Consider the following 19,550-nt stretch of genomic DNA (forward strand, 5'->3'; position numbering starts at 1 on the left):
TCGTAATCACCGAACGTAGTGTTTGGTAAGGAATGAACCATGCGTCATCGTAAAAGTGGTCGTCACCTGAGCCGCACCAGCTCGCACCGCAAGGCCATGTTCCAAAACATGGCGGTGTCGCTGTTCGAGCACGAGCTGATCAAAACTACTCTGCCAAAAGCTAAAGAACTGCGCCGCGTTGCCGAGCCGCTGATCACTTTGGCCAAGACAGACAGCGTTGCTAACCGTCGTCTGGCTTTCGACCGTACTCGTTCGAAAGCTATCGTTGGTAAGCTCTTCAACGACCTGGGCAAGCGTTACGCTACCCGTGAGGGTGGCTACCTGCGCATCCTCAAGTGCGGTTTCCGCGCTGGCGACAACGCGCCTATGGCGTACGTCGAGTTGGTTGATCGTGCTACTGCTGGCGAAGCTGTATCCGCCGAGTAAGACGTCAGTCTGAAACAAAGAACCGGGCCTAGTGCCCGGTTTTTCGTGTCTGTAAGAAAAGCGCGCTGCGTACAAGCGGTCACCCGCTTCAAGTGGTCATCATGGGTCGGGGATGATAATTAGTAATTTTCTATCGATGTCTGCAGGTTAATGAATTTGTAGGTGTCACATTGATGATCAATACTCCCTCTCAGCCGATTAGCCGGCAGTTCAAGACCGACAGAGGAAGGAAGATCACATGAGCCAAAACAACACGCTTACAACCGCCAGTGGCGCTCCTGTCGCCGACAACCAGAATTCCCGCTCCGCCGGTCCTCGCGGCCCATTACTGCTCGACGATTTCCACCTGATCGAGAAGCTGGCCCACTTCAACCGTGAAAACATCCCGGAGCGTCGCGTGCACGCCAAGGGCTCGGGTGCTTACGGTACGTTTACCGTTACTCGCGATATCAGCCAATACACCAGCGCCAAGCTGTTTGAGGCAGTCGGTAAGCAAACGCCAACCTTCCTGCGATTCTCCACTGTCGGTGGCGAGCGCGGTTCGGCGGATACCGAGCGCGATCCTCGCGGCTTCGCGCTGAAGTTCTACACCGAAGAAGGCAACTGGGACATTGTCGGCAACAACACGCCAGTGTTCTTCATCCGCGATCCGCTCAAATTCCCGGACTTTATCCACACCCAAAAACGCCTGCCGCAAAGTAACCTCAAAAGCGCACAGGCAATGTGGGACTTCTGGTCGCATTCTCCGGAAGCGTTGCACCAGGTCACCATTTTATTCTCCGACCGGGGCATTCCCGACGGCTACCGCCACATGCACGGCTTCGGCAGCCACACCTACAGCCTGATCAGCGCCACAGGCGAGCGTCATTGGGTGAAGTGGCACTACAAGACCCAGCAAGGGATCAAGAATCTCGCACCTGCAGAGGCGGCGCGCCTGGCAGGTACCGATCCGGATTACGCCCAGCGCGACTTGTTCGAAGCCATTGAGCGCGGTGACTTCCCGAAATGGCGTGTGTGCATCCAGATCATGACCGAGGCTCAGGCGGCAGCGCACTACGAGAACCCGTTCGACGTGACCAAGACCTGGTCGCAGCAGGAGTTTCCGTTGATCGAAGTCGGTGAGTTGGAGCTCAATCGAAATCCACTGAACTACTTCGCCGAGGTCGAGCAAGCCGCATTCGGCCCAAGCAACATGGTGCCAGGCGTTGGTCTGTCGCCGGATCGCATGCTGCAAGGTCGCGTGTTCGCTTACGCTGATGCGCACCGCTACCGCGTCGGCACCAATCACCAGCAATTGCCGGTGAATGCCCCGCGCAGCCCGGTTAACACCTATCAGCGCGATGGCTCGATGGCTTTTGGCAGCAATGGTGGTGCGGCTCCAAACTACGAGCCCAACAGCTATATCGAGTCACCAAAGCAGGCGCCCCGTTATGCTGAGCCCGCGCTGGCATTAAGTGGCTCAGCGGATCGCTACGACCATCGCGAAGACACGGACTACTACAGCCACGCCGGCGCATTGTTCCGCTTGATGAGTGATGAGCAGAAAACGCTGCTGGTCAACAACATTGCAGGCGCCATGGCAGGTGTTTCAAGCGACGTCGTCGACCGTCAGTTGCAGCATTTCTTCAAGGCCGATCCGGCGTATGGAGAAGCAATCGCAACGCTGCTCAACGTACAGCTTAACGAAGTCTAAATGAGAAGCAGAACCGCCCTTATTCGGGCGGTTTTTGCGTTATTTAACCTGCTTTTCTCAGAATATCTTCGCTTTTATTGCGTATTGCGAGTGACGTTGCGGTCAGGTTGGTTCAAACTACAGACTTTAAAGCAGGGAGATGTAGGGCGATGCAAGGCCACCCAGACGTTATCGATTACCTCAACACGTTGCTGACCGGCGAACTGGCCGCGCGTGATCAATATTTCGTCCACTCGCGGATGTATGAGGACTGGGGTTTCACCAAGCTCTACGAACGAATCAACCACGAGATGGAAGAAGAAGCCGGGCACGCTGATGCTCTGATGCGCCGGATCCTGATGCTGGAAGGCACGCCGCGCATGCGTCCGGACGATCTGGATGTCGGCACCACGGTGACAGAAATGCTCGAAGCGGACTTGCGCCTGGAATACAAGGTGCGGGCTGCGCTGTGCAAGGGCATCAAGCTTTGCGAGCAGCACAAGGACTATGTCAGCCGCGAAATGCTGCGGGTCCAATTGCACGACACCGAAGAAGATCACACCTACTGGCTGGAAAAGCAGCTGGGCCTGATCAAGTTGATCGGTCTCGAGAATTACCTGCAATCACACACCTGATTGCGGCAGATACAAAAAAGCCCCTGTTACCGCTGAAGTGACAGGGGCTTTTTCATGGGCGCCGGTTAAGCCCTGTCACGCTCCAGCAGAGGCTTGAGGTAATAACCGGTATGGGATTGCTTCATCTCCGAGACTTCTTCCGGCGTGCCGACGGCAATGATCTGCCCACCCTTGGAGCCGCCTTCCGGGCCCAGGTCCACCAGCCAGTCAGCGGTCTTGATGACGTCGAGGTTGTGTTCGATCACCACCACCGTGTTGCCGTGGTCGCGCAGTCGATGCAACACGTCCAGTAGTTGCTGGATGTCCGCGAAGTGCAGGCCGGTGGTCGGCTCATCAAGGATGTACAGGGTCTTGCCAGTGTCGCGCTTGGACAGTTCACGAGACAGCTTGACCCGCTGGGCCTCACCACCGGACAGCGTGGTCGCCGATTGTCCCAGCTTGATGTACGACAGTCCCACGTCCATCAATGTCTGAAGCTTGCGCGCCAGGGCCGGTACTGCGTCGAAGAACTCCCGGGCTTCCTCGATGGTCATCTCGAGGGTTTCATGGATGCTCTTGCCCTTGTATTTGATCTCGAGGGTTTCGCGGTTGTAGCGCTTGCTCTTGCACACATCGCACGGCACATAGATGTCCGGCAGGAAGTGCATTTCCACCTTGATCAGGCCATCACCCTGGCAGGCTTCGCAGCGTCCGCCCTTCACGTTGAAGGAGAAACGTCCCGGGCCATAACCGCGTGAGCGGGACTCCGGCACGCCGGCAAACAGCTCGCGAATCGGTGTGAACAGGCCGGTGTAGGTGGCCGGGTTGGAGCGTGGCGTACGGCCGATGGGACTCTGGTCGATGTCGACGACCTTATCCAGGTGTTCCAGGCCCTTGATGCTGTCGTGAGCAGCCGCTTCCAGGGTGGTTGCACCGTTGAGCGTCGTGGCACTCAACGGAAAGAGCGTGTTGTTGATCAGCGTCGACTTGCCTGAACCGGACACGCCGGTCACGCAGGTCAGCAGGCCGATAGGGATCTCCAGGTCGACGTTGCGCAGGTTGTTGCCACGGGCGCCCTTGAGCGTCAGCGACAGCTTCTTGTTGCGCGGCGTACGCTTGGCCGGCACCGCGATCTTCACCCGGCCCGACAGGTACTTGCCGGTCAGGGAATCGGGATGCGCCATCACCTCGGCAGGCGTACCTTCGGCGACGATGTGCCCGCCGTGAACCCCTGCGCCCGGACCGATATCCACTACATAGTCGGCCAGGCGAATCGCGTCTTCATCGTGCTCGACCACGATCACCGTGTTGCCGATGTCCCGCAGGTGTTTCAGCGTGCCAAGCAAGCGGTCGTTATCACGCTGGTGCAGGCCGATCGAGGGCTCGTCGAGGATGTACAGGACGCCCACCAGCCCGGCGCCGATCTGGCTGGCCAGGCGGATACGCTGTGCCTCACCACCGGACAGGGTGTCTGCGCTGCGATCCAGCGAGAGATAATCGAGCCCGACGTTGACCAGGAACTGCAGGCGCTCGCGAATTTCCTTGAGGATCTTGTCGGCAATCTCGCCACGACGGCCAGTCAGCTTCATTCCTTCGAAATAATCGCAGGCATCGCCGATCGGCAGGTTGGTCACCGCCGGCAGGGTTTTCTCGCCGACCCACACATGCCGCGCCTCGCGACGCAGACGGGTGCCGCGGCAATCGGGGCAGGACTGGGTGCTGAGGAACTTGGCCAGCTCTTCGCGTACCGAGGCCGACTCGGTTTCACGATAGCGACGTTCCAGGTTCGGCACGATGCCTTCGAACGGGTGCGAGCGCTTGACGATATCGCCCCGGTCATTCAGGTATTTGAAATCGACGTTTTGCGAGCCGCTGCCGTGCAGGATGCTCTTCTGCTGATCGGCCGGCAGTTCGTTGAACGGCACTTCCAGGCTGAACTTGTAGTGGGAGGCCAGCGAGCCGAGCATCTGGAAGTAAAAGACGTTGCGCCGGTCCCAGCCGCGAATCGCACCTTCGGCCAGGGTCAGCTCACCATTGACCAGGCGCTTGATGTCGAAGAACTGCTTCACCCCCAAGCCATCGCAGGTCGGGCAGGCGCCGGCCGGGTTGTTGAAGGAAAACAGCTTGGGCTCGAGTTCGCTGATGGCGTGCCCGCAAATCGGGCAGGCGAAGCGCGCGGAGAAAATCATCTCTTCGCCCGGCTCGTCGTCCATCGGCGCCACCAGGGCGATGCCGTCTGCCAGTTTCAGCGCGGTCTCGAAGGATTCGGCCAGGCGCTGTTGCAGGTCGGCGCGGACCTTGACGCGGTCGACCACCACATCGATGGTGTGTTTTTTCTGTTTATCGAGCTTCGGTGCTTCGTCCAGCTCATACAGCTTGCCGTTGATCCGGGCACGGACGAAACCTTGTGCGCGCAGTTCTTCGAAGACTGAAAGGTGCTCACCTTTGCGCTCGCGAATGACCGGGGCCAGCAGCATGAGCTTGCTGCCCTCCGGTTGGGCAAGGACCAGGTCGACCATCTGGCTGACGGTCTGCGCCTCCAGGGGAATGTCGTGATCCGGGCAACGCGGAATGCCCACGCGTGCATACAGCAGGCGCAGGTAGTCGTAGATCTCGGTGATGGTGCCGACGGTCGAACGCGGGTTGTGCGAGGTCGACTTCTGCTCGATGGAAATCGCCGGCGACAGGCCCTCGATGGTGTCGACGTCAGGTTTTTCCATCATCGACAGGAACTGCCGGGCGTAGGCCGACAGCGACTCGACGTAGCGGCGCTGGCCTTCGGCGTACAAGGTGTCGAAAGCCAGGGACGACTTGCCCGAGCCGGACAGGCCGGTGATGACGATCAGCTTGTCCCGTGGCAGGGTCAGGTCGATGTTCTTCAGGTTGTGGGTTCGAGCCCCACGAATCAGGATCTTGTCCAAGGTGGCCTCGCTCGGCGGGCGTCGAAAACGTAGGAGTATACGGCCAAATACTGGATGGATGCACACTATCGAATGTTGCACTGGCTGCCTTACATGAAAGCTCTGTCATCTACACGCGGCAAAGCGTCGCGATATACCCTGCCAATCGATGGGACTGGTAGAATCGCCGCCGGTTCACATGAGGTTTTTCCATGCACGATCCCCACAGCGAGCGCATGAGTGGCAGCGAGACCCGCGCGGCAAGCGGTCTGGCCCTGGTGTTCGCCTTCCGTATGCTTGGCATGTTCATGGTGTTGCCGGTCCTGGCGACCTATGGCATGGACCTGGCGGGAGCGACCCCGGCCCTGATCGGGCTGGCGATTGGCGCTTACGGCCTGACCCAGGCGATTTTCCAGATTCCCTTCGGTTTCATTTCCGACCGCATCGGCCGCCGTCCGGTGATTTACCTGGGGCTGATCGTCTTCGCCCTCGGCAGCGTCCTGGCGGCCAACGCCGACTCGATCTGGGGGGTAATCGCCGGGCGCATCCTGCAAGGTGCCGGGGCGATTTCCGCGGCGGTGATGGCGTTGCTCTCGGACTTGACCCGCGAACAGCACAGGACCAAAGCCATGGCCATGATCGGCATGACGATCGGCCTGTCGTTTGCTGTCGCCATGGTAGTGGGGCCGTTGCTGACCCGTGCTTTCGGGCTGTCCGGATTGTTTCTCGCCACCGGTGGCATGGCGCTGGTCGGCATCGTGATTGTGATGTTCATGGTGCCGCGTTCCACGGGGCCGTTGCAGCACCGCGAATCCGGCGTCGCCCGTCAGGCGCTGATCCCGACGCTCAAGCACCCGGACCTGCTGCGCCTGGATCTTGGTATCTTCGTGTTGCACGCGATGCTGATGTCGAGTTTCGTTGCCTTGCCGCTGGCGCTGGTCGAAAAAGCCGGGCTGCCCAAGGAGCAGCATTGGTGGGTGTACCTGACCGCGCTGCTGATTTCCTTCTTCGCCATGATCCCGTTCATCATCTACGGCGAGAAGAGACGCAAAATGAAACGAGTTTTGCTCGGCGCCGTCGTGACGCTGATGCTCACTGAGCTATTCTTCTGGCAGTTCGGCGACAGCTTGCGGGCTCTGGTGATTGGTACCGTGGTGTTTTTCACCGCCTTCAATCTGCTGGAAGCTTCGCTGCCGTCGCTGATCAGCAAGGTTTCACCGGCGGGCGGCAAGGGCACGGCGATGGGGGTCTACTCCACCAGTCAGTTCCTCGGCTCGGCACTGGGCGGCATACTCGGTGGCTGGCTGTTCCAGCATGGCGGTCTGTCGGTTGTGTTCCTTGGATGCGCCGGTCTGGCTGCCCTCTGGCTGGCCTTTGCTGTTACCATGCGTGAACCTCCCTACGTGACAAGCCTGCGCTTGCCATTGTCGCCCGAAGCGATCCGCGAAGCGGGCCTGGTCGAGCGCCTGAAGGCTGTCGTAGGGGTAACAGATGCAGTGATAGTCGCCGATGAGGCGGCCATTTACATCAAATTGGACACCGAACTATTGGATCGCACCACCCTTGAAAGCCTGGTGAACAACCCGGCCGGGGCAGCGTGCGTAGCCTAGGAGAACGTAATGGCCCGTGGGGTTAACAAAGTCATATTGGTCGGCACTTGCGGCCAGGATCCTGAAGTTCGTTACCTGCCGAATGGCAATGCCGTGACCAACCTGAGTCTGGCAACCAGCGAACAGTGGACCGACAAGCAAACCGGTCAGAAAGTCGAAAAAACCGAATGGCACCGTGTGTCGATGTTCGGCAAGGTCGCGGAAATCGCCGGCGAGTACCTGCGCAAAGGTTCGCAGGTCTACATCGAAGGCAAGCTGCAGACCCGCGAGTGGGAAAAAGACGGTATCAAACGTTACACCACTGAAATCGTGGTCGACATGCAAGGCACCATGCAACTGCTGGGCGGTCGTCCTCAACAGGGTGATCAGCAAGGCCAGGGCGGCGGTAACTACCAGCAATCCGCTCCGCGCCAGCAGGCTCCGCGTCCACAGCAGTCGGCACCGCAACAGTCGCGCCCGGCTCCTCAGCAGGCCGCACCGCAGCCGGCTCCGGACTTCGACAGCTTCGATGACGATATTCCGTTCTAAGCATTTGCTTTCCCGAACGGCATAAATGAAAAGGCCCGTAACGATCAGTCGCTACGGGCCTTTTGCGTTTCCGGGGTTTAATCAGTTGGCCCCGAAAAACTCGTCAGTGGACACTACCTTGGCGTAGGCAAAACCCAATGCCGCCATGAACGCGGCATGCACATGGGCTGCTGGAACGGTGAGGCCGTTGAACTCCAGGTCACGGGAGGCACAGGCATCATGGATCACCGTGACGCTGTAGCCCAGGTCATTGGCAGCGCGGGTGATGCCGTCGACACACATGTGGCTCATGCTACCGACCACCACAAGTTCCTTGATGCCCTGCTCGTCGAGAATGGACTGCAGTTCGGTTTCACGGAACGAGTTGACGAAGTGCTTGAGCACCACCGGCTCATTGCCCTGGTTGAGGACTTTCGGGTGCAGCTTCGCGCCGTCGGACCCCGGGGTGAAAAACGGTGCTTCAGCGGAGGTGAATTCGTGGCGGATGTGCACCACCGAATCACCGGCGTCACGAAAGGCCTTGAGAAGACGAACGGCGTTGTCCGCGGCGGCATCGGCACCGGCCAATGGCCACTTGCCTTGGGGGAAGTAGTCTTTTTGGATATCGACTACGATGAGTGCTTGCTTGGCCATGACTGTTTCCTCGAAGTGCGGTTTGAATGTGGGATGAAGTATTGGCCCTGGCAGACCGTCCGGGGATTGGCCCCACCGACAATAGAAGGGGGAAAACTGACAATGGATGCACAAAGGGCAATCGTCGAACTGGGCGTATTGATCTACCCCGGCGCGCAGATGGCGGCGGTGCATGGGTTGACGGACCTGTTCGGGGTGGCCAACCGCATCGCCGCCGAGCATCAGGCCGCGCGCTTGCCTTTGTTGCGGATCAGCCATTGGCAGGTCGATGGCGAACAGGCGCCGGTTCGTGTCTATGACAGCCATCCCGCTGCCGACGGCGCAATGGTGGCGGTGTTGATTCCACCGTCGATTGCCGGGTTCAGCGAAGCGCAGGCGCCGCAAGCGCTGCTGCGCTGGCTTCGCCAGCAACACGCCAATGGCGCGACCCTGGGTGGTGTCTGCGTGGGTTCGTTGCTATTGGCTGAAAGTGGACTGCTCGACGGGCGTAGCGCCACCACTCACTGGACTTCCGCAAAAACTTTCGCCGAGCGTTACCCGGCGATCAAGCTTAAAGCCGAAACGCCCATCGTCGATGATGGTGACCTGATTACCACTGCCGGCCTGATGGCGTGGTCTGAATTGGGTCTGCGCCTGGTCGATCGTCTATTGGGCCCGAGCATTGCCACCGGCACTGCGCGTTTCCTGGTGGTGGAACACAGCGACAGCGCCAGTGAGTGCGGCAGCAATTTCGCGCCGATTCTCAACCATGGCGATGCCGCGATTCTCAAGGTTCAACACTGGTTGCAAAGCACTGGGGCCACCGATGTCTCGCTGACGGCGATGGCTGAGCGGGCAGGGCTGGAAGAGCGAACGTTCCTGCGTCGATTCCGCGCGGCAACCGGGCTCAAGCCCACGGAGTACTGCCAGCACCTGCGAGTCGGCAAGGCTCGGGAAATGCTCGAATTCACCAATGGCACCATCGATCACATCGCCTGGTCCGTGGGCTATCAGGATCCGGGAGCGTTTCGTTCGACGTTCAAGAAGATTACCGGGCTGGCGCCGAGTGATTATCGAGCGCGGTTTGGGGTGATGCCGAGCGTAGTAACCCGATAGGCGGAAAAGCACAAATCCCCTGTGGGAGCGAGCCTGCTCGCGATGGCGGCGTGTCAGGCAACATAAATGGTGAATATGCTGGCCTCATCGCGAGCAGGCTCGCTCCCACAGGGGGGAATCGCTACCTTGGGTCGTGCAAAATGCCAGAGTCTTGCAGCGAGTCGTGCAGAATAAAGCAGGCTCGGCGCTATACCTTTCCCGCAACTGACTGTCGTTAATACAGTTTTTCTCGAAGACACGCTTGGCCTGAACTCTGCACCCCATCAGCTACATTCATTTAGCGACAACTGAAGGGGGACGCATGACCCCAACCAACGGCAAGAAACTGGTAGTCGCCCATTCGGTGCGCCCCGATGCGCCGCAGCACGAAGTCGAAACCAATCGCGCCCTGGCCCGTTGGCTGGCGCAAATCCTCGGGCTCAAGTTCGGTGGCAGCTACGACCCGCAGGTGCATGGCGGGCGGGACATCTATCTGTTGCCGACCCAGACACTGGTGGGCGCCGCTGCCGCGAAGCAGTTGGGCGTCAAGGGGCCAGATGATTTGTGGGGCGGTTACGTCGAGCACGATTTCATCTGCACCAAGGCCATCAGCCATGGTTTGCTGAACAGGCATGCCCATGCCCCAGAAGGTTGGGCGCCGATGTTTTCCGAGCGGGTGCGCACGGTGGTGCTCGACGGGCTCAGTGTTTTCTCCTTCGATGATGCGCGGCCGGCGGCGGAGCATCTGCTCTACAGTGGTCCGATCCGCATGAAGCCGATTCATGCCTGTGCAGGGCGCGGCCAGGAAGTCATCAACAGCCTCGACCAGTTCGACGAGATCCTCGCCCGCCCTGAAGCCAAGGCGATGTTCAATGAAGGTGTGGTGCTGGAGCAGGACCTGGACCAGGTGATTACCCACAGCGTCGGGCAGAGTTTCATCGGCGCCAGGTTGCTGAGTTATTGCGGTGATCAATACTTGACCAAAGACGCTCTCGGCGAAGAGGTCTATGGTGGTTCAAACCTGCTGGTGGTGCAGGGCGGCTATGATGATCTGCTGAAGCTGGACTTGCCTGAGGACGTGCGACTGGCGATCAGGCAGGCCAAGGTGTTCGACGCCGCCGCCGATGAAGCCTATCCCGGGTTCTACGCCTCGCGGCGCAATTACGACATCGCCCAGGGTATTGCCAGTGACGGCCAGCGACGCAGCGGCGTACTCGAGCAATCCTGGCGCATGGGCGGGGCCAGCAGTGCTGAAGTGGCAGCCTTGCAGAGCTTCGTCAACGATCCGGGGATGCGCGCGATTCGCGTCTCCTCGGTGGAAACCTACATCGATCAGCCGCTGCCGGCGGACGCCATCGAGGTCTACCGCGGGCCGGCGGAAAGCAGTGATTTCCTCCTCAAGTACGTAACGGTCAAATCCTATGACGGCTAGAAGCGAAAGCATTCAAATCGACATTGACGACGAACAGATGAGCGGGACTTTTCTCAGCCCCAAATCGAAAGTCCCCGGCGTGTTGTTCGTGCACGGTTGGGGCGGGAGCCAGGAGCGCGATCTGGAACGGGCAAAAGGCATCGCCGGGCTGGGTTGCGTGTGTTTGACCTTCGACCTGCGCGGGCATACCGGCGGCACGGGTATTCCTTTGACCCGCGTGACCCGTGAAGACAATCTGCGTGACTTGCTGGCGGCCTACGACCGCCTGCTTGCGCACCCGGCGCTGGATACTTCGGCGATTGCCGTGGTCGGCACCAGTTACGGTGGTTACCTGGCCTCGATCCTGACTTCGCTGCGGCCGGTGCGCTGGCTGGCGCTGCGGGTGCCGGCGCTGTACCGCGACGATCAATGGCACACCCCCAAGCGCGATCTGGACAAGCTCGATCTGCGCGATTACCGCAGTACGCTGGTGCGCGCCGATGGCAATCGGGCGCTGCATGCCTGCTCTGAATTTACCGGAGATGTGCTGTTGGTGGAGTCGGAAACCGATGACTACGTGCCCCACGCGACCATCATGAGTTATCGCGCGGCGTGCCAGCGGACGCACTCGCTGACCCACCGGATTATCGATGGCGCCGATCATGCGCTGAGCGATCCTGTTTCGCAGCAGGCCTACACCTCGATCCTCGTGAGCTGGGTTACGGAGATGGTGGTGGGTGAGCGGTTAAGCATTATTCAGTCAAAATGAATTGTGGTGTCGCTCATGGCCCCTTCGCGAGCAGGCTCGCTCCCACAGTGGAATGCATTTCCAATGTGGGAGCGAGCCTGCTCGCGAAGGCGCCCGAAAGAGCACCGCTAATTATTTGGGTTTCTTCGATATCCGCAGCGACTTGGCCTTGGCCTCCACCAGCAGATACATCACCAGCGTGATCAACAACGGCAACAGGAAATAAATCGCCCGGTACGCCAGCAACCCCGCCACCAGGCTGCCTCGCGATGCTTCGTGTTGCAGTAAAGCCACGAACACCGCTTCCAGCACGCCGAGCCCGGCCGGGATGTGGGTGATGACCCCGGCGATGGCGCTGATCAGCAACACGCCAAGCACCAGCGGATAATCCAGTTTGCTCGGTAGCAGCGTGAAAATGACCGCGGCCATCAACGACCAGTTCAGCGCCCCGAGGGCCAGTTGCAAGACCGCCATGCGCAGTGACGGCAAGTTGATTTTGACCCCGCGAATCGCCCACTCGCGGCGTTTGGAGAACTGGCAGGCCGCCAGATATCCCGCGCTCACCAGCAACAACAAGACGCCCACGCCTTGCAGCGCGCCGCTACTGAGTTTCCAGCCTGGCGGCATGCGCACCAGCCCGCTGCTGAACACCGCGCCGGCAATCACCATGTAGCCAAACCAGTTGGTCGCCAGGCTCAGGCCGAGGATTTTCGCAATGTTGGCTTTGCTCACCCCGAGCCGCGAATACAGCCGATAGCGCATGGCAATGCCGCCGACCCAGGCACTCAGGTTGAGGTTGAAGGCGTAGCTGATGATGCCCACCGGCAGGATCTGTTTACACGTCAGGTCCTGGCGGATGTAGGTGCGGCCGATCAGGTCGAAACAGGCGTAGACCAGGAAACTCGTCAGGGTCAGTCCGGCGGCGATGATCAGGGTGCGCACCTTGAAATCGGCCAGGGTCTCGAGCACTTCGCCCCATTCGATGCGCTGGGCAAACATCGTCAAGAGGACGATCAGCGCCAGGAAAAACAGCATCGTCAGCGGTCTTTTCCAACGGCTCCAGCGCGACTTCGCCGGGTGCTCGGCGTGGGGCGCCGCCTGTGTTTCAGTGCGGCTCATGCTGATCGCTCCCGGTCGGTGGGGTGAACGCTTTCAGGCGTGGTTTGTGCGCTGGCAACCAACCGGCCCATGCCGGGAAATGGCGCAGGAAGTGGAACACCAGAAAGCCCACGGTCATGTGCCAGATGCGTCCGCGTGGGGCTTTGTCCACCGACATGGCCTTGCAATGGTTATCGCTGAGTTCCTCAAGCCGATCGAACAGGTCGCGGTTGAATGCGCGGTCACGGATCAACACGTTGGCTTCCAGGTTCATCGACAGGCTCAACGGGTCAAGGTTGCTGGAGCCGACGGTGCTCCAGTCTTCGTCCACCAGCGCGACTTTGCCGTGCAGTGGCCGGTCGCAGTATTCGAAGATTTTCACCCCGGACTTGAGCAGGTAATCGTAAGTCATGCGTGCCGCCAGTCTGGCCACCAGCAAGTCCGGCTGACCCTGCAGGATCAGGCGCACTTCAACGCCGCGGCGCGCGGCGTTGCGGATCTCGCGCAGCAACCTGTAGCCAGGGAAAAAGTAGGCGTTGGCAATCACCACCCGCCGCTGCGCCGTGCGCAATGCCAGGCGGTAAACCTGTTCGATGTCGGTCGCGTGCTCGGCGTTATCGCGGTACACCAGCCGCACTTGGCCATCGTGATCGGTGACGGCCAGTTCGGAACGCCGTTGCCGACGCCGTTGCCACCAGTATTTGGCGTGGGCCGGGCGACCGCATTGCAGCAGGGCGAAGTGATGGATGTCGGCCACCGCCGGGCCTTCTACCTCAACCGAGTAATCCTGCTTGGCCTCGGGACCGAAATCGGCCAAATGGTCGGCGGAAAAGTTGATCCCGCCAATGAATGCAATCGTCCCGTCCACCACGACGATCTTGCGGTGCAGGCGTCGGAACCAGTTGGTGCGGATGCCCAGGCGCTTTGGCGCCGGGTCGAACATTTGTAGATGCACGCCGGCACCGCTCAGGGCGGTGAGATAGTCGGCAGTCAGTTCTCCGCAGCCAAACCCGTCGAAACTGGCAGTCACGCGAACACCCCGTTGCGCCGCCTCGATGAGTACGGTCTTCAGTTCTTCACCGACCTTGTCCTCGAACACAATGAAGGTTTCCAGGAGGATTTCGGTTTTGGCCTGGCGCATGGCCTCGAATACCCTGGGGAAATAGTCTTCGCCGTTTTCCAGCAGTTCGACCCGATTGTTGCCTTGCCAACCGTACTCGACGTCGACGGCTGTCGGCGCGCTGATGGGCGGCGCGGCAATGGGTCTTTCCACGGTGTTTTTTTCCATCGAGGGGATGCTCATAGCTCGATCTCCACCGACAACGGTGCGTGATCCGAGAGGTGCGACCAGGGGCGCGTCGTCAGTACCTGCGGATGGCTGGCCTTGAGGTTGCGTACGTAGATACGGTCCAGGCGCAGTGTCGGCAGTCGCGCGGGAAAACTGCGCGCCGGTTTGCCGTGGTGCTCGGCGAACACTTCGCGCAAACGGCAGGGCTTGAGCAGGGCATCGGCGCGTTGGCGCCAGTCATTGAAGTCACCGGCGACGATCACCGGTGCCTCGTCTGGCAACGACTCAAGCCGGCGCAGCAGTAACTGGAGCTGTGCATTGCGATGGGTTTCGCGCAAGCCGAGATGGACGCAAATGGCATGCACCTCCGGGCCTTCGCCCGGCAGGCGCAGCACGCAATGCAAAATGCCGCGGTTCTCATGGCCGCTGATGGACACGTCGAGGTTGTCGTGCCGGACGATCTGGAATTTCGACAGCAAGGCATTGCCGTGATCGCCTGCTGGATAGACGGCATTGCGGCCGTAGGCAAACTGCGGCCATAGGGTGTCCGCGAGGAATTCATACTGGGGCATCGCCGGCCAATTGTCATAGCGCTTGTGGTGATGTTCGTGAGTGCCGTGTACCTCCTGCAGGAACACCACGTCGGCGGATACACTGCGCACCGCTTCACGCAGTTCAGGCAGGATGAAACGCCGGTTCAGCGCAGTGAAACCCTTGTGGGTGTTGACCGTCAGTACGGTGAAACGGTGCATCGTGGTATCGATGGTCGCCTGCTCGTCGGTGCTGCCAACCGGTTCGGAAACGCTCATGGCAGCACTCCTTCGGCAACCGGCTCGCCGGGGGTGGTGAGCAGGTCTTTGTCGAGATCGAAGCGTTCAAGTAAACGACGCGCATCGAAGGGCGCGCGGACCTTGATGTCGTTATCGAAGTAGCAGAACACTTCTCGCGACTTGCGCACCCTGGGTTTCAGGCGCGGCGCGATCAGCTGCGGATCAGCCGGTTGTCGCCCGTGATGCCAGGCATCGATCCGCTCAGCCCAACGCTTGAGGGCCTGAGGGGTGTAGCCGCTGGCGTAGAGCTCTTCGGCACCGTGCAGGCGCACGTACACGAAGTCGCTGGTGAGGTCTTCGCGATATGGCCATTTACCGGCGGTGTCGGCGATTACCAGGGCCGTGTTATAGCGTTTGAGCAGGCGCACAAATGCTGGATCGATGAAGCTCTCGTTGCGGATTTCCACGGCATGGCGCAAGGGCTTTTTTCTGCTCGCCTTGAGGCTGGCGTGGCCGTTCACGTGGGCATCGTGCTGGCGGGCGAGGGCGGCGGCCTGTTGGGTGTCGTGGGGCAATTGCTCGAGGAAGGCCTCGAACAGTTCGGCGTCGAATTTGAAGTTGGGCGGAAACTGCCAGAGGATCGGGCCGAGTTTTTCCTTGAGTTCCAAGACTCCGGAGGCGAAGAAATTCGCCAGGGGTTTGTGGATGTCACGCAGACGCTTGATATGGGTGATGAAGCGCGGCGCCTTGACGCTGAACACAAAGTGCACCGGGGTTTCGGCATACCACTGGGCGTAGCGTTCGGGCCGTTGCAGGGCGTAGAACGATCCATTGATTTCGATGCTGTTGACCGCCCGTGAGGCGAATTGCAATTCGCGCTTCTGGGCCAGCCCCTTCGGGTAGAAATCCCCCCGCCAGGGCGTGTAGCGCCAACCTGAAATGCCGATGTGAATCGCCGCCATGCCGCCTCCCGTCTGACTGCCCCCTGATCTTTTGATGACTGCCAGACGGTGACGAAAGTTTCGGTGGGACTACGGACGGTTAAGTCAAGGATGACAATGTAGGAGCTGCCGCAGGCTGCGATCTTTTGATTTTGTTTTTAAGATCAAAAGATCGCAGCCTGCGGCAGCTCCTACAGGGGACTCAGTGGCTGGCGACTACACGTGTCGAGGATTCGGCATACACCGGCCCCAACCGGTCCAGGCGACCGCTCCACGCAGTCAACGCCAACGCCACCAACACCACCAATCCACCGATCCACGCGGTATGGATCAACCCCATGTTTGCAACGATCAAGCCCCCACCCCAGGCGCCACCGGCGATGCCGAGGTTGAATGCGGCGATGTTCAGGCCGGAAGCCACGTCCACCGCGTTGGGCGTGTGATGTTCAGCCTGACGCACCACATACACCTGCAACCCTGGCACATTACCGAACGCCACGGCGCCCCAGACCAGTACGGTAGCCAGCGCCAGCCAAGGGTTGCCGGCGGTGAAGGTCAGCATGAACAGCACGGCGGCGAGCAGGGCGAAGATGAGTTTCAGGGCGCTGATCGGGCCACGCTTGTCCGCCAGTTTGCCGCCCCAGATGTTGCCGACGGCCACCGAGATGCCGTAGACCAGCAGCACCAGGCTGACGGTGCTGGCGCTGAAGCCGGCGATGTCCTGAAGGATCGGCGCCAGGAACGTGAACGCGATGAATGAACCGCCGTAACCGACCGCCGTCATGGCGTACACCAGTAGCAGACGCGGCTGTTTGAGGACCTGCAACTGCTGCAGCAGCGAAGCGGGTTTACTGTGGGCGATGTTTTTCGGCACATAGAGCAGGCTGCCGATAAAGGCGATCACACCCAGGGCCGATACGGCGAGGAAGGTTTCACGCCAGCCGAAATGCTGACCGATGAAAGTCCCCAGCGGTACGCCAGTCACCAGGGCCACGGTCAGGCCGGTGAACATGATCGCGATCGCGCTGGCGGCTTTTTCCTTGGGCACTAGACTGGTGGCGATGGTCGAGCCAATCGAGAAAAACACCCCGTGGGCCAGGCCGGTGACGATCCGCGCCAAAATCAGCGACTCGTAGCTCGGCGCTTGCCAGGCCAGAAGGTTGCCCAGGGTGAACAACACCATCAAGGACAACAGCAGCAATTTACGCGGCACTTTGCCAGTCAGGGCGGTGAGTACCGGGGCGCCGACGGCGACGCCTAGCGCATACAGGCTGACCAGCAGGCCGGCCGACGGCAGACTGACACCCAGGTCGGCGCCAATGGTGGGTAACAGGCCAACGATGACGAACTCGGTCGTCCCGATGGCAAAGGCGCTGAGGGTCAGCGCGAGCAAGGCAATGGGCATGACTGCAACTCCGGTGGGTTGATTTGATGGAGCGCAGTGTCAGGGTTTGGGTCGTGCGGAAAAATACAGGGATGAGCATTTGATATTTGTCTTGAGCGCAAAGATTGCCGGGCATTTGCCGGCCAGCACCGAACTAGTCCGGCATTTCTCGATCAGTTCCTTACAGTCCTATCCAAAGGAGCGGATGCCTTGATCAGGCTCAAGAAGGCGATATTACTGGGGGCGCTGTTGTTCCTCGGCAGCGAGGAACTGGAGGCCGCGGCGATACCGGGTGTGCCGGCAGCGGCCACCGCGGCCACACCACCGGCACACCCCGAACCCCTGGTACAGGGCGGGTTGCTGGGCGCCATCAGTTCGAGCATCGATGACATCCAGGACAAGCTCGATTTCAACAAGGACCTGCTCGACGCCTGGCGCCTACGCGCGGATCGTGCGGCCGATGAGGTCGATCAACTGGTCAATCGTCCATCGGCCCGTTCGAGCTGGAGCGTAGCGGGGGATTTCCTGCTGCTGACGGCGGTGTGGGCGGGTGTCTTCGGCCTGCTCTGGATGTTCGGCAAGTTCTTGACCGAACGCCTGTGCCGCCATCGCTTGCTGCTCAGTCGAGAGCGCGGGCAGGCATTGCTTGGCTATGTATTGCCCTACAGCCTTCCTGCGGTGATCAGCCTGCCGCTGACGATTTATGCCAGCCAGTTAATGCCTGTATCCGCCGGTCGGGCGCTGGCGTTGTGTCTTGCCTATGCCACCAGTAGTGGCGTGTTCGCAGCAGCGTTGGTGATGTCCCTGGTGGTACTGTTCAATGTCGGGCACAAGCGCCGGGCGGTGCAGATCATTCGTCATGACAGCCCACGGCCGCTGTTCGCCATCGGCTTCCTGGTCGCCCTGAGCGACGCCTTGACCAGCCCGCAGATCGCGCACCAACTGGGAAACAATCTCACCAGCAGCATCGCCGTGTTTACCGGGCTGGCGGCCTCGATTTCCTTTGGTTTGCTGGTGTTCCGCATGCGTCGCCCGGTCGCCCATGTGATCCGCATCCTGCCATTGGCCCAGCGACGAAAACAGCCGGCCTTGCGCGAAACCCTGCGGATTTTTTCCGGGCTCTGGTACTGGCCGATCCTGTTGATGGTGCTGGTCTCTATCATCAACCTGATCGGCATTGGCGATGACAACCAGCAAGTGCTGCGCAGCGCGCTGTTCACCACGGTACTGCTGATTGCGACGGTGTTTCTCAGCACCACGCTGCACCACTTGTTCAAGACCCGCAGCGAGTCCGACGTGCGCCGCAGTGGCGCCTACAAAGAGCGCTTCCTGAGCCTCTCCCACGCGTTGTTGCGTATCGCCATGGCCATTGTGTTCATCGATATCCTCGGACGAATCTGGGGCGTGTCGCTGTTCGATTTTGCGGTCAGCAATGCCGTGGGGCGGGCGATCAGTGACTCGTTGAGCCATATCGGCTTGATCTTCCTGGTGACGTGGATGGTCTGGGTCGTGCTCGACACGGCGATCCAGGAAGCCCTGAAACCACCGGCCAACAAACGCGGGGCACGCCAGCCGAGTACGCGGGTCAAGACCATCCTGCCGTTGCTGCGCAATGCGATCAAAATCATTCTGGTGGTGATCTGCGCCATCACCACCATGGCCAATCTTGGAATCAATGTCGCGCCGTTCCTGGCCGGTGCCGGGGTCATTGGCCTGGCCATCGGTTTCGGCTCCCAGCAACTGGTGCAGGACGTGATCACCGGGTTGTTCATCATCATCGAAGACACCCTGTCGATCGGCGACTGGGTGGTGCTCGATTCCGGGCATGCCGGCACGGTCGAAGGCCTGACCATCCGCACCTTGCGCCTGCGCGACGGCAAAGGCTTCGTGCACTCGGTGCCCTTTGGCCAGATCAAGGCCGTGACCAACCAATCGCGACAATTTGCCTATGCGTTCTTCTCCGTGCAGTTCACCTATGACACCGATATCGACAAGGCCATCGAACTGATTCGTGAGGCCGGGCATTCGATCAGCGAGGACCCGTTCCTCAGGTACAACCTGCAAGGGCCGCTGGATGTGTTTGGCGTCGACAAGATGGACCTCAATGGCGTGGTGTTGACGGCACAATTTCGCACCGTGTCGGGCGGGCAATATGCGGTGAGCCGGGCCTTCAACCAGCGTTTGAAAAAGCTTGTGGATAACAGTCCGTGGGTGCATTTCGCGCAGACTTATCCACAGCAGGTCTTGATGCCGAGGCAGGCGGCGGAACCTGTGCATGATGGGGCGGCTGAGCCGGAGCATGCGGCGGTAATGATGCCGGATCGGCCTCGGCCGCAATAAATTCGTCGGTTGTGATGGCCCCATCGCCAGCAGGCTGGCTCCCACAATGGATCTGTGTACACCACAAATCCCTTGTAGGAGTGAGCCTGCTCGCGATGAGGCCAGACCAGACA

The 19,550-nt window shown here is 60.2% G+C and carries 16 protein-coding genes; 9 read left to right on the top strand and 7 right to left on the bottom strand.

Annotated features, from left to right (window positions below):
* Positions 1 to 39 precede the first annotated feature (39 nt).
* From rplQ to bfr, 3 genes are all read left to right on the top strand, one after another.
* The gene (rplQ, locus tag PMI35_RS02510) at positions 40 to 426 is read left to right on the top strand and encodes a 50S ribosomal protein L17 (protein ID WP_007970429.1); all 387 of its coding nucleotides are present in this window, start codon (positions 40 to 42) and stop codon (positions 424 to 426) included.
* 238 nt (positions 427 to 664) lie between these two features.
* Positions 665 to 2,119, top strand: a complete 1,455-nt coding sequence (locus PMI35_RS02505; protein ID WP_008065725.1) for a catalase — start codon at positions 665 to 667, stop codon at positions 2,117 to 2,119.
* A gap of 149 nt (positions 2,120 to 2,268) precedes the next feature.
* Positions 2,269 to 2,733, top strand: a complete 465-nt coding sequence (gene bfr, locus PMI35_RS02500) for a bacterioferritin (RefSeq protein ID WP_008053867.1) — start codon at positions 2,269 to 2,271, stop codon at positions 2,731 to 2,733.
* A gap of 65 nt (positions 2,734 to 2,798) precedes the next feature.
* On the opposite strand, the gene uvrA is transcribed toward bfr, so the two are convergent.
* Positions 2,799 to 5,633 carry an excinuclease ABC subunit UvrA gene (uvrA, locus tag PMI35_RS02495; RefSeq protein ID WP_008065726.1) on the bottom strand — a complete coding sequence of 945 codons (2,835 nt, stop codon included), beginning with the start codon at positions 5,631 to 5,633 and terminating at the stop codon, positions 2,799 to 2,801.
* 191 nt (positions 5,634 to 5,824) lie between these two features.
* Here uvrA and PMI35_RS02490 point away from each other — a divergent pair, with 191 nt between their 5' ends.
* Together PMI35_RS02490 and PMI35_RS02485 are read left to right on the top strand one after the other, a co-directional pair.
* Positions 5,825 to 7,222, top strand: a complete 1,398-nt coding sequence (locus PMI35_RS02490; protein ID WP_008065728.1) for an MFS transporter — start codon at positions 5,825 to 5,827, stop codon at positions 7,220 to 7,222.
* Between the two features lie 9 nt (positions 7,223 to 7,231).
* Positions 7,232 to 7,750: a single-stranded DNA-binding protein gene (locus PMI35_RS02485; RefSeq protein ID WP_008065729.1), complete on the top strand. Its 519-nt coding sequence runs from the start codon at positions 7,232 to 7,234 to the stop codon at positions 7,748 to 7,750.
* A gap of 81 nt (positions 7,751 to 7,831) precedes the next feature.
* Here PMI35_RS02485 and PMI35_RS02480 read toward each other — a convergent pair whose 3' ends face one another.
* On the bottom strand, positions 7,832 to 8,383 hold the full coding sequence (locus tag PMI35_RS02480) for a cysteine hydrolase family protein (RefSeq protein ID WP_008065732.1): 552 nt from the start codon (positions 8,381 to 8,383) through the stop codon (positions 7,832 to 7,834).
* Between the two features lie 102 nt (positions 8,384 to 8,485).
* Between PMI35_RS02480 and PMI35_RS02475 the strand changes: the two genes are divergently transcribed.
* The 3 genes from PMI35_RS02475 to PMI35_RS02465 all read left to right on the top strand — a co-directional run bounded on the left by PMI35_RS02475 (position 8,486) and on the right by PMI35_RS02465 (position 11,637).
* Positions 8,486 to 9,478, top strand: a complete 993-nt coding sequence (locus PMI35_RS02475) for a GlxA family transcriptional regulator (RefSeq protein ID WP_008065734.1) — start codon at positions 8,486 to 8,488, stop codon at positions 9,476 to 9,478.
* A 301-nt stretch (positions 9,479 to 9,779) separates the two neighbouring features.
* Positions 9,780 to 10,889, top strand: a complete 1,110-nt coding sequence (locus tag PMI35_RS02470; protein ID WP_008065735.1) for a DUF3182 family protein — start codon at positions 9,780 to 9,782, stop codon at positions 10,887 to 10,889.
* Positions 10,879 to 11,637 carry an alpha/beta hydrolase family protein gene (locus PMI35_RS02465; RefSeq protein ID WP_008065737.1) on the top strand — a complete coding sequence of 253 codons (759 nt, stop codon included), beginning with the start codon at positions 10,879 to 10,881 and terminating at the stop codon, positions 11,635 to 11,637. Before PMI35_RS02470 ends, PMI35_RS02465 begins: the two co-directional genes overlap by 11 nt.
* Positions 11,638 to 11,748: 111 nt before the next feature.
* Here the strand turns inward: PMI35_RS02465 and PMI35_RS02460 are convergent, their stop codons facing one another.
* The 5 genes from PMI35_RS02460 to PMI35_RS02440 all read right to left on the bottom strand — a co-directional run bounded on the left by PMI35_RS02460 (position 11,749) and on the right by PMI35_RS02440 (position 17,118).
* Positions 11,749 to 12,735, bottom strand: a complete 987-nt coding sequence (locus tag PMI35_RS02460; protein ID WP_008065739.1) for a lysylphosphatidylglycerol synthase domain-containing protein — start codon at positions 12,733 to 12,735, stop codon at positions 11,749 to 11,751.
* Positions 12,722 to 14,017, bottom strand: a complete 1,296-nt coding sequence (gene clsB, locus PMI35_RS02455; RefSeq protein WP_008065741.1) for a cardiolipin synthase ClsB — start codon at positions 14,015 to 14,017, stop codon at positions 12,722 to 12,724. Before clsB ends, PMI35_RS02460 begins: the two co-directional genes overlap by 14 nt.
* Positions 14,014 to 14,811: an endonuclease/exonuclease/phosphatase family protein gene (locus tag PMI35_RS02450; protein WP_008065743.1), complete on the bottom strand. Its 798-nt coding sequence runs from the start codon at positions 14,809 to 14,811 to the stop codon at positions 14,014 to 14,016. Before PMI35_RS02450 ends, clsB begins: the two co-directional genes overlap by 4 nt.
* Positions 14,808 to 15,734 (bottom strand): DUF72 domain-containing protein, encoded by a 927-nt coding sequence (locus PMI35_RS02445; RefSeq protein ID WP_008065745.1) that lies wholly within the window; start codon positions 15,732 to 15,734, stop codon positions 14,808 to 14,810. The genes PMI35_RS02450 and PMI35_RS02445 overlap by 4 nt, the downstream gene beginning before the upstream one ends.
* Before the next feature lie 181 nt (positions 15,735 to 15,915).
* On the bottom strand, positions 15,916 to 17,118 hold the full coding sequence (locus PMI35_RS02440) for an MFS transporter (RefSeq protein ID WP_008065747.1): 1,203 nt from the start codon (positions 17,116 to 17,118) through the stop codon (positions 15,916 to 15,918).
* 189 nt (positions 17,119 to 17,307) lie between these two features.
* On the opposite strand from PMI35_RS02440, the gene PMI35_RS02435 reads away from it, so the two are divergent.
* The gene (locus tag PMI35_RS02435) at positions 17,308 to 19,437 is read left to right on the top strand and encodes a mechanosensitive ion channel family protein (RefSeq protein ID WP_008065748.1); all 2,130 of its coding nucleotides are present in this window, start codon (positions 17,308 to 17,310) and stop codon (positions 19,435 to 19,437) included.
* The last annotated feature ends 113 nt before the right edge of the window (positions 19,438 to 19,550 follow it).

Origin of the sequence: Pseudomonas sp. GM78 (assembly GCF_000282475.1) — a bacterium.
GTDB lineage: Bacteria > Pseudomonadota > Gammaproteobacteria > Pseudomonadales > Pseudomonadaceae > Aquipseudomonas.

Excerpts from the sequence above, each read along its gene's own strand:
- PMI35_RS02480 (WP_008065732.1), bottom strand. The coding sequence starts at position 8,383 with ATGGCCAAGCAAGCACTCATCGTAGTCGATATCCAAAAAGACTACTTC.
- PMI35_RS02475 (WP_008065734.1), top strand. The coding sequence starts at position 8,486 with ATGGATGCACAAAGGGCAATCGTCGAACTGGGCGTATTGATCTACCCC.
- PMI35_RS02470 (WP_008065735.1), top strand. The coding sequence starts at position 9,780 with ATGACCCCAACCAACGGCAAGAAACTGGTAGTCGCCCATTCGGTGCGC.
- PMI35_RS02440 (WP_008065747.1), bottom strand. The coding sequence starts at position 17,118 with ATGCCCATTGCCTTGCTCGCGCTGACCCTCAGCGCCTTTGCCATCGGG.
- clsB (WP_008065741.1), bottom strand. The coding sequence starts at position 14,017 with ATGAGCATCCCCTCGATGGAAAAAAACACCGTGGAAAGACCCATTGCC.
- bfr (WP_008053867.1), top strand. The coding sequence starts at position 2,269 with ATGCAAGGCCACCCAGACGTTATCGATTACCTCAACACGTTGCTGACC.
- PMI35_RS02450 (WP_008065743.1), bottom strand. The coding sequence starts at position 14,811 with ATGAGCGTTTCCGAACCGGTTGGCAGCACCGACGAGCAGGCGACCATC.
- PMI35_RS02460 (WP_008065739.1), bottom strand. The coding sequence starts at position 12,735 with ATGAGCCGCACTGAAACACAGGCGGCGCCCCACGCCGAGCACCCGGCG.
- PMI35_RS02465 (WP_008065737.1), top strand. The coding sequence starts at position 10,879 with ATGACGGCTAGAAGCGAAAGCATTCAAATCGACATTGACGACGAACAG.
- PMI35_RS02485 (WP_008065729.1), top strand. The coding sequence starts at position 7,232 with ATGGCCCGTGGGGTTAACAAAGTCATATTGGTCGGCACTTGCGGCCAG.
- PMI35_RS02490 (WP_008065728.1), top strand. The coding sequence starts at position 5,825 with ATGCACGATCCCCACAGCGAGCGCATGAGTGGCAGCGAGACCCGCGCG.
- PMI35_RS02505 (WP_008065725.1), top strand. The coding sequence starts at position 665 with ATGAGCCAAAACAACACGCTTACAACCGCCAGTGGCGCTCCTGTCGCC.
- PMI35_RS02445 (WP_008065745.1), bottom strand. The coding sequence starts at position 15,734 with ATGGCGGCGATTCACATCGGCATTTCAGGTTGGCGCTACACGCCCTGG.
- rplQ (WP_007970429.1), top strand. The coding sequence starts at position 40 with ATGCGTCATCGTAAAAGTGGTCGTCACCTGAGCCGCACCAGCTCGCAC.